The following is an 8,722-nucleotide window of genomic DNA, read 5'->3' as shown; positions in this document are numbered from 1 at the left end:
CCTCGTGATCGCGCACTCCGACAAGCAGGATGCGGCCGCGACCTGGAAGAAGACCTACGGTCATCACCCGCTGACGGCCTTCGTCGACCACGGCCGGGCGGAACCGGAGAGCCGGTCGCCGCCCTCCTCCGGCCGGGGAACGCGGGCTCCAACACGGCCGCCGACCACATCACCACCGCCCGACTGGCCCTGGCCCAACTGCCCAAGCACTACCGGCGGGGGCGGCAGACCCTGATCCGCACCGACTCCGCGGGCGGCACCCACGGCTTCGTCGCCTGGCTTGCCCAGCGGGGGCGATGGCTGTCCTACTCGGTCGGCATGACGGTCACTGAAGCGGTCCACGAACATGTGCTGAAGGTCCCCGCCTCGGCCTGGACGGCGGCCGTCGGAACCGACGGTGAGGTCCGTGACGGGCCTGGGTCGCCGAGCTCACGGGCAAGCTGCTGGACGGCTGGCCGAAGGGCATGCGACTGATCGTCCGAAAGGAACGGCCTCACCCCGGAGCCCAGTTGAGGATCACGGATGCGGACGGCATGCGGATCACGTGCTTCGCGACCAACACCACCGGCCGGCCGATCGCCGAGCTCGAGCTCCGTCACCGGCTGCGGGCCCGGGCGGAGGACCGGATCCGGGCCGCCCGCGCGACCGGCCTGCGCAACCTGCCCCTGCACCACACCGCGCAGAACAGGTCTGGCTGGAGATCGTCCAGATCGCACTCGACCTGCTGGCCTGGATGCCGATGCTCGCCCTGACCGGCCAGGCCCGGCTCTGGGAACCCCGCCGGCTTCGGCTCCGGCTCTTCTCCGCGGCCGGCCGGCTCGTCACCACCGGCCGGCGTCGCATCCTCCGCATCGCCCGCCACTGGCCGTGGTCCGGCGAGATCACCACAGCACTCGCACGACTCGCTCTCCTGCCGAAGCCCGGCTGACCAGCGACTTTACGTCCCTACGAGGAGCACCACCCCTACCGGAGCAGTGGAACCCGGCGCCCACCCGACGCGACAGTCGGGCCACCGGCCTGCCCACCCTCAGCCACCGAAAAGGAAACGGTCCGCCGACTCCGTCGGCGGACCGTCAAGAAAGATCGAGGCTAGGCGGTTTCGTTTGGATCAGCAGGTAGGTGCTGGCGGTCGTTCCTGGGTGGCAGTCTGGGGCAATGAGACCTTGGCACACCTCCACCGAGGACGACCTGCGGCATCTGCTCAATGAGTGGGATCCGGTGGGCGTCGCTGACGATGTGCAGGACGAGTACGACTGCATGCTCGCCCCTCTCCTCCAGCGACTCGGTTCCGGCGCCTGCCGGACCGAGATCGGTGAGTTCCTGCGGCACGAACTGGAAGATCACTTCGGTCTCGACCCTCTGGGCTTGCGGCCAGAAGCAATGGCCAGCCGAGTGATGGCCTGGTGGGCGTCGACCGACCCGGCTTGATGGTGTGGCCAGCGCATAGCCGCTCCTTTCCGATCGTCCGGTCGTTGGTCTGGGTGTGCCGTTGACTGATGCGCAGTGGGCGCGGATCGAGCCGTTGCTCCCGGACCGGACGCCGAAGCGGGGTGGCCGCTGGCGGGACCATCGTGAGGTGATCGACGCGATCGCCTACAAGTTCCAGACCGGTACCCAGTGGGTGCACCTGCCGGAGAAGTACGGCAACTGGCGGGGCGTGTACAACCGGCTGCGGATGTGGGCCGTCGACGGCACCTGGGAGCGGGTGTTCACCGCCCTGGTGGCCCAGGCCGACGCCGACGAGGACATCAGCTGGGCCGTGTCGGTGGACTCCACGATCGTGCGGGCCCACCAGCACGCGGCCGGAGCCCGTAACAAGGGGCCCCGGCCGACGAGCCGCATGACCACGCCATCGGCCGCTCCCGCGGCGGACTGACCACGAAGATCCACCTTGCCGCCGACGGCCGGTGCCGGCCCCTGGCCTTCCACCTCACCGCCGGTCAGGCGACGCACCTGCCTTCACCGAGGTGATGGCCCGCCTGCGCGTTCCCCGACAGCGCGGTCGTCCGCGCACCAGACCGGACATGGTCCTGGCCGACAAGGCCTACTCCTCCCGCGAGATCCGCGACCATCTACGCAGACGCGGCATCCGGGCGGTAATCCCGGAACGGGCCGACCAGCAGGCCAACCGGAAGCGGCGCGGACAGGCCAGCGGCAGACCGCCGGCCTTCGACCAGGAGGCGTACAAGCAGCGCAACACCGTCGAGCGGTGCATCAACCGCCTGAAGCAGTGGCGCGGCATCGCCACCCGCTACGAGAAGACCGCAACCATCTACCTGGCCGGACTCCACATCGCAGGCATCTTCCTCTGGTCCGCCCGATGATCCAAACGAAACCGCCTAGCCCTGTCAGCTCGCTGACGGCAGCCACCACGTCGACCTCCACAGAGCAACTGCTGACGACCGTCCACAAGGGAACTCCGGCAGCTATGCACACATGTGAGTAGCTGAGTCCTTTCGAACCTGACGGTGCCGGCTGTGTGTGACTGAGCGCTCCAGTCGGCGCCGCTCGCCAACTACGCCGCTCAGTCGGCGAGGAGGACGCTGGGCTGTCGGGTCTCTGCGAGAGTGGCGCGGGCGTCGACGCGCTGGTGATGGAGGCGCATGACCTGCCGGGCGACCGGCTGGGCGAGCAGCGCCTCGATGAGGAACGCGATGGTGCAGTTCCGCGGCCACAGGTGCGCGAACTGCTCCAGGGGATCGGTGGAGATCTGCCGCGCGCCGATCCTCGTGCCGACCACTGTCATCACGAGGGAGATCAGCAGCACGCTGCACAGAGCGTGCAAGAGCATGTAGGCGCGGAAGCTGTCGCCCGGGCGCACGAGTCGTGAGGTGAGCAGCTGGGCGGGCTTCATCGTGAGCAGGACCACGGCCACGACCGCGACCAGCAGGGCCGGCATCACCTGCAGCAGACCGGTCCACATGGCAAGGGTGAAGCCGGAGGTCAGGCCGCCTATCACCACCGGGATGGTGTTCACCGAGATCACGGCGATGACCAGCATAAACGCCATAGATTCCTTCGGGGTGCGGGGCAGGTAGGTGCGGAAGGGGTTGTCGCTCACAGTGCAGTTCCTTGTCGCTCGATACGGAGACCGGCAACAAAAAACAGCGCCCGTCTCCCGAGGCGAACTCGGGAGACGGGCGCTGTTTCGAAAGGCTTGTACGCGCCGGACTTCGCGACCAAGGATACAGGCCCGCAGCGACTGTCGCGGGCGAGGGCGGTGCCGTGGCGCACCGACCACGCTGTCGTGCACGCCTTCGAGCGGATCGTGACCGGCAGCCGCGGATCATTAGCGGCGCACTGTCTATCGTCACGTTGTGCACGGAAGCCGGTATCTCGCGCGCCGCCTACCCGCTTACCTCTGGCGAAATTCATCACCGGACTCTTCCGGACACCGGACGCGCCCCGCCCCCAGACGGACCCCCTGACAGCGGACATCGTCCGCCTCGAGAAGGCCGACCGGACGCTGCGTTCCCAACAGGCGCCGGAGCAACGGGAGGTGTGCGCAACCATCGCCATCTACGCCAACCACATCCAGACTCTGTGCCTGCGGAACCAAACTGGAAGCGGAGAATGCGACCTACGCGGAGCTCACCACCACGGCGGCTCCGTGGCCTCCCTCCCCGTGACGCCTCGAACGCTGCCGCTGGAATGACCGCCGCGCCTCTCCTTCTGCAGTCGCTTCTATGCTCTTGAACAGGAAAAACAGCACTGCCTTGAGGTCTGGAGCCGGGCAGTATGACGGTGTGGCTGATCTGCTGTGGGATGACGTGAAGTGTTTCTTCGATCCGGACCTGATGGGATCGCTACCGGACGTGACTGTCCCTGATGCCTCGGTGCACGACTGGCAGGACGTACTGGATCTCGTCGTGGAGAAGGGCTGGAAGTGCCAATACTCCGAAGGGGAGAGGGTGCTTCCCTTGCCCCGGGCGGCGGCTGCACTGTCTCGACCAGCGGATATGGAGTGGCCGAGCCTGCGTGTCTGGTTGAGAGCTGATGTCCTGGCGATCTTCCGCTTCTCCTCAGGCGAGGAGATCGATTTCGACGTTGATCTGCGCGAGTTGCAGGGGCAGGAGCGGCTTGACGTGTTCTGCGGCTTCTTGCGGGAGATCGGGCGGCGGTTGGGTAAGCCGGTGCTGATGCATCCGGAGGGTGCCCATGGTCATCCGGTGCTCGGATTCGACGTCGACGCGGATCGAGTCGTGATCCTTGCGGAGCCCCTGTTCAGGTGACTGCGGTTGAGGGCCTGAGGTGGTGGAGGGTGCGGAGCCGCACTCGGTTCAGCCTCCGAGGCGGTGTGCAAGATGGAGCAAATCTGCCAGCTGCAGCACCCGTCTGTCGAAGCCTGGGAGAGGGACATGGAGCGTCTGGGTCCAGCGGGCGGGAATTGCATCCAACCCGTAGTACGCCCCCGCGAGGCCGCCGGTCACCGCGGCGACGGTGTCCGTGTCACCGCCGAGGTCGATCGCCGCGCGTATCGCGTCCTCGAAGCTGGTGGTGCTGCGCAGGACCCAAACGGCTGAACCCAGGCAGGGCCAGACGGCGCCGTTGAACTCGGTCGCCTGATCGGGGTGCCATTCGGGCGCGAGGACGGTGGCGTAGCGGCCGCGGTGGTCGGGGTGGACAAGGGCCAGGATGTCCGGGAGCGCGGCGAGGGGGTCGGCGTCCTCGAACGTGAGGCGGACGAGTTCGTGGAAGATCGCGGTGCCCTCCCATGCCGCGCGGTCGCCGTGGGTGAGGGCGGCGATGCGGTGGGCCGCATCCATGGTGGCTTCCTGGCCGGCGAGTGCGAAGTGGACCGCGGAGGTAGATGCTCGCATCAAGGAGCCGTTTCCCGCTGCTCGTTGGTTGACTTGGAAATGAATCGCGGCGGCCAGGTCCCAGGGCATGCCGTTGGTCAGGACGTCCTCGGTCTGCAAGCCGATGTCCTTCGGTTCCGACGCCGCCCACCTCTGGAAGCGGGCGAACATGTCCGGCAGATCGAGTCCGCTCCGCTCGAGCAGGGACTCCGCAACCAGGACGGCCATCTGCGTGTCGTCAGTGGCCTCGCCGGGGTCCCAGCCACCGCCTCCGCACATCTCGCCACCCTCACTGGGCGCCGGGAACCGCGCGGAGAACGCTCCTGGGGGACCAAACTCGAAGGGGGCGCCCAAGGCGTCGCCCACTGCTGAGCCGACGACCGCGCCGGCCGCTCGCTGAATCCGCTTCATTCGCACAGGCTATCCGCGTCGTGCCGACGGCTGTCCTGTCCCAGACATGTGTGGGCACGGCGAGGACCCTGACCTGCGCTGCCCGAGGTGAGCGCGACCCGACAGCGGCCAATGTCCCATGCGGCCGTAGGCAGGACGATGCGTCGCTCCCGGCGCCAGCGGTGGCACAGTCACCACCTGGCGCGCAGCACGTTCCTCGACTATCTGGGGGCGCTCTCCGTTGAATCGCCTGACCTCGACACCGCGGAGGCCAAGGCCGTTCTCAAGGACGCCTGCGAGGCAGCGGCAGGGGCCGTCGCCTACGCCGCCTACCACCCGCACTGCAGTTTCCAGGTCTCTCTCGGCTACGTGGATTTCGGCATGAGCTACGGCCCGGGCGAGGACGCCCGAACGGAGAGTGTCACGCCCGGGGAGTGGATCGACGCACTGTGCCTGGCGGTCCTTGGGGACAAGGCCAAGTGGCACGGCGAGGCCTTCCACTTTGCCCGACAGAAGTTCGCCGAGCAGGCACAGGGAACGCCCGCCGGTGAACTCGCCACTGGACTGATGGCTGTGGTCCTGGACGACACCGGCGACGACGAGGAGTACCCGCCGAGCGCGCAGGCCAAGCTCACCGCGGTCGACGCGGCCCTGAACCGCATCCGGATTCGCGCCGAGGAGAGCGGTGAGCCGCTGCTGGACCGGCCGGACAGCACGGCACTGCGCACGCTGCGCGCCCTGGCTGCCGAGGACCGGGAGAGTTTCCATGCCGCGCTGACCGACCTGCTGGCCGGGCACGCCGCCCTGCACGGCCCTACGGCCTCCCCGAGCAGCCTTCTGCCGCTCGTACCTATCGCGCTTGCCGCGCTCGCCTACCGAACCACGGGCTGGGCGCCCGCTGTCCACACCGGCTACCTTCCACAGGCCCTGGTCACCGGCTTCGAGAGCCGCGGCCCGCGGGTCTCGGGTTTCGGCCGGGACCGGCGGCCGGCCGCGGTCGCCGCGCTCGCCGCGGGTCCGCTGGTGGTGGAGCGGCCGGCCTGCGAGCGGACCGTGCACGCGCAGGCCCTGGCCATGTATGAGGAAGACCTGCGGGAGGCGTTCACGCCGGTCGACGGAGATCTTCTCGCCGTCTCCCGGCTCGGCTGGGCCATGGACGATCAGGAGCGCCTCTTCAAGTGGCGGGCGGGCGACCCCGGTTGTGTCACGGGCGCACAGCTCAGGATCCTCCGGCTCGTCTCCCAGATGGGGGCTGCCCTGTTCCAGATCGCTCTGGCGGAGCCGGGTACGGAGGTGGAGGTGTCCGTCGACGGCCGCCGACTGCGCTACCGAGCCGAGCGGGGCGAGGAAGTCGGCGCCCACAACTGGCAGAAGGCCACTGCCTTCGCTCTGATGACCGGTGCACGGGAGGACCTCGCCCCGCTGGTCCTCACCGGCCCCTCGTTCGCCCGCCCGGACGGCTCCGCGTTCGCCGCATACCGCAAAGCACTCCACGCCTACCTGAAGGGCACCGACCCCGAACAGGCCGCGCAGCGTGCCGTGGAGCAGGCTGAGAAGGCCAAGGACTGGGGCTTCGCCATGCCGCCGGCCGTGCTGCTGTCGCAGATCGTGGACGGAGACGAGGAGAGCTTCAACCTTGCCCTGGCCGACGCGCTCGAAGCCCACCGCGAGTATTACCAGGTCGCCGACCGCGCCGACGATCCGGACGCCTCCGTCAACCTCGACGTCCTGGCCCTGGCCTGCCACGCCCGCCGCCGGGGCTGGGCCATCCGCGTCGAATCCCCCTACCTCCCTCAGAGCATCTTGAAGGCTGCCGAACCCTTCTAAGGGGGCTGGTCGCAGCAGACGTCCCCGTGCCGCCTACGGCTTGCGCCGACTGCGGCCGGTGTGCGCAAGGGCGTCGGCGAGCCGGCCGTGGGACATGGCGGAGCGGCGCCCGATCAGGCTGCACTGGGGCCCGTGCGGCCCGAAGTGTTCGCGGCGATGGGCGTTGCCGAAACACCGCTGCACACCCATGACCTCTCGCAGGGAGTGTCCCCGGAGACCACCCAGACACTCCTCTGGTGCACCGGTCGCGGAGAACTCGACGGCCTCCCTCGGCCTTCCTGGAATGCCTTGCCACAGGGAAGCGAATCAATCGCCTGTGTCCATGTTGACCGCGGGGGCAGGAGAAGAGGGGAGCCGGTGCAGCACTACTCACCGAGGGCCGGGCAGTATGCGCAGCCGCTTGTCACCTTGGCGGTCCTTGCGAACGGGCAAGCGGCTGCCCCGGCCCGGTAAGTGCCGTGAACGGTGTACCGACGAGGGCGGGAGAACCAGGCCTTGTTCGAAGGCTTTGAGACGACACGGGTTCGGCTCGACGAAGCGTCGATCTTCGTTCGCCACGGCGGGGAAGGACCCCCGGTCGTGCTGCTGCACGGTCACCCCCGGACATCCGCGACCTGGCATCGTGTCGCCCCGCTCCTCGTCCGGAGCGGCTTCACCGTGGTCTGCCCCGACCTTCGGGGATATGGCCGGTCCACCGGCCCGAAGCCGACCGCAGACCACGCTGGACACTCCAAGCGGGCGGTCGCCGGTGACATCGTCGAAGTGATGGGCTCCCTGAGCCATGACCGGTTCGCGCTGGCCGGACACGACCGCGGAGGCAGTGTCGCGCTGCGCCTCGCGCTCGATCACCCCGACAGGGTCTCACGGGCGGCGCTGATCGACTGTCTGCCCCTCACGGAGCACCTCTCCCGCGTCACCCCCGAGTTCGCCACCCAGTGGTGGCACTGGTTCTTCTTCGCCCAGCCCGACATCCCCGAGCGGGTCATCACCACCGACCCGGACAGCTGGTACCACGGCGACCCCCAGAGCATGGGGCAGGACAACTACGACGAGTGGCGCTCGGCCACGAGAGACCCCGACGTGGTGCGGGCAATGCTGGAGGACTATCGGGCCGGTCTCACCATCGACCGACGACACGAGGAAGAAGACCGCACCGCTGGAACACGGATCCAGTGCCCGGCACTGATCCTCTGGTCGCTCCGGGACGACCTCGAGGACCTGTACGGGAACCCGGTGAAGATCTGGCGTCAGTGGGCTCCGAACCTGCGCGGCCACGGCATCGACGCCGGGCATCACGTGGCCGAAGAGGCCCCGGATGCGCTCGCCTCTTCCCTTGCGGCGTTCTTCGCCGGACGGCACGAATAAGGAGCCTTTGAGCTGTGGCTGGACAACCGCGCGAGGCTACAGACGGCTGATCTCGACAACCGACGAGAGCCCACGTCTACGAGGGCCCCAGCTGCTCCTGGAGACATTCGGAGGAAATCCCGGGCGGGGAGGACGTTTTGCGAATTCTGCGTGACGTCGGGAAGTGAGGCCGGTTGGCGCGCTCCGGCGCTGCTGACAGGCCGTCCCCGGAAGGCGCGTCCTGGTAACTGCCGAACGGCACATCGTGGTTGTGTGTGGGTGGTGGGGGCCAGTCAGCCGGTGCCGTGGGGTGGCACCGGCTGATGGATCCAACCCCCTCTTTTTTTCGTGTGTTTCAAGGT

At 68.3% G+C, this 8,722-nt stretch carries 6 protein-coding genes and 2 pseudogenes; 6 read left to right on the top strand and 2 right to left on the bottom strand.

Annotated elements, in window-relative coordinates:
* The 3 genes and pseudogenes from ACIRPP_RS31860 to ACIRPP_RS31850 form a co-directional block, all read left to right on the top strand.
* A pseudogene (locus ACIRPP_RS31860) lies at positions 1-928 on the top strand (IS1380 family transposase); the annotation flags it as partial.
* Between the two features lie 227 nt (positions 929-1,155).
* The gene (locus ACIRPP_RS31855; protein ID WP_403650223.1) at positions 1,156-1,428 is read left to right on the top strand and encodes a hypothetical protein; all 273 of its coding nucleotides are present in this window, start codon (positions 1,156-1,158) and stop codon (positions 1,426-1,428) included.
* 49 nt (positions 1,429-1,477) lie between these two features.
* Positions 1,478-2,324, top strand: a pseudogene (locus ACIRPP_RS31850) (IS5 family transposase).
* Between the two features lie 200 nt (positions 2,325-2,524).
* Here the strand turns inward: ACIRPP_RS31850 and ACIRPP_RS31845 are convergent.
* Positions 2,525-3,061 carry a hypothetical protein gene (locus ACIRPP_RS31845; RefSeq protein ID WP_403650220.1) on the bottom strand — a complete coding sequence of 179 codons (537 nt, stop codon included), beginning with the start codon at positions 3,059-3,061 and terminating at the stop codon, positions 2,525-2,527.
* Between the two features lie 685 nt (positions 3,062-3,746).
* Here ACIRPP_RS31845 and ACIRPP_RS31840 point away from each other — a divergent pair.
* Complete coding sequence (locus ACIRPP_RS31840) at positions 3,747-4,232, top strand: hypothetical protein (RefSeq protein WP_403650217.1); 486 nt, start codon at positions 3,747-3,749, stop codon at positions 4,230-4,232.
* Between the two features lie 48 nt (positions 4,233-4,280).
* Here ACIRPP_RS31840 and ACIRPP_RS31835 read toward each other — a convergent pair whose 3' ends face one another.
* Positions 4,281-5,210, bottom strand: a complete 930-nt coding sequence (locus ACIRPP_RS31835) for an ADP-ribosylglycohydrolase family protein (protein WP_403650215.1) — start codon at positions 5,208-5,210, stop codon at positions 4,281-4,283.
* A gap of 138 nt (positions 5,211-5,348) precedes the next feature.
* Between ACIRPP_RS31835 and ACIRPP_RS31830 the strand changes: the two genes are divergently transcribed.
* Both ACIRPP_RS31830 and ACIRPP_RS31825 read left to right on the top strand, forming a co-directional pair.
* A complete protein-coding gene (locus ACIRPP_RS31830) occupies positions 5,349-7,016 on the top strand; it encodes an immunity 49 family protein (RefSeq protein WP_403650212.1) in 1,668 nt (555 codons plus the stop codon).
* 495 nt (positions 7,017-7,511) lie between these two features.
* The gene (locus ACIRPP_RS31825) at positions 7,512-8,381 is read left to right on the top strand and encodes an alpha/beta hydrolase (protein WP_403650209.1); all 870 of its coding nucleotides are present in this window, start codon (positions 7,512-7,514) and stop codon (positions 8,379-8,381) included.
* Positions 8,382-8,722: the final 341 nt, after the last annotated feature.

Origin of the sequence: Streptomyces sp. NPDC101219, assembly GCF_044767675.1 — a bacterium.
GTDB lineage: Bacteria > Actinomycetota > Actinomycetes > Streptomycetales > Streptomycetaceae > Streptomyces.
This window is presented reverse-complemented; position numbering and strand designations above follow the sequence as displayed.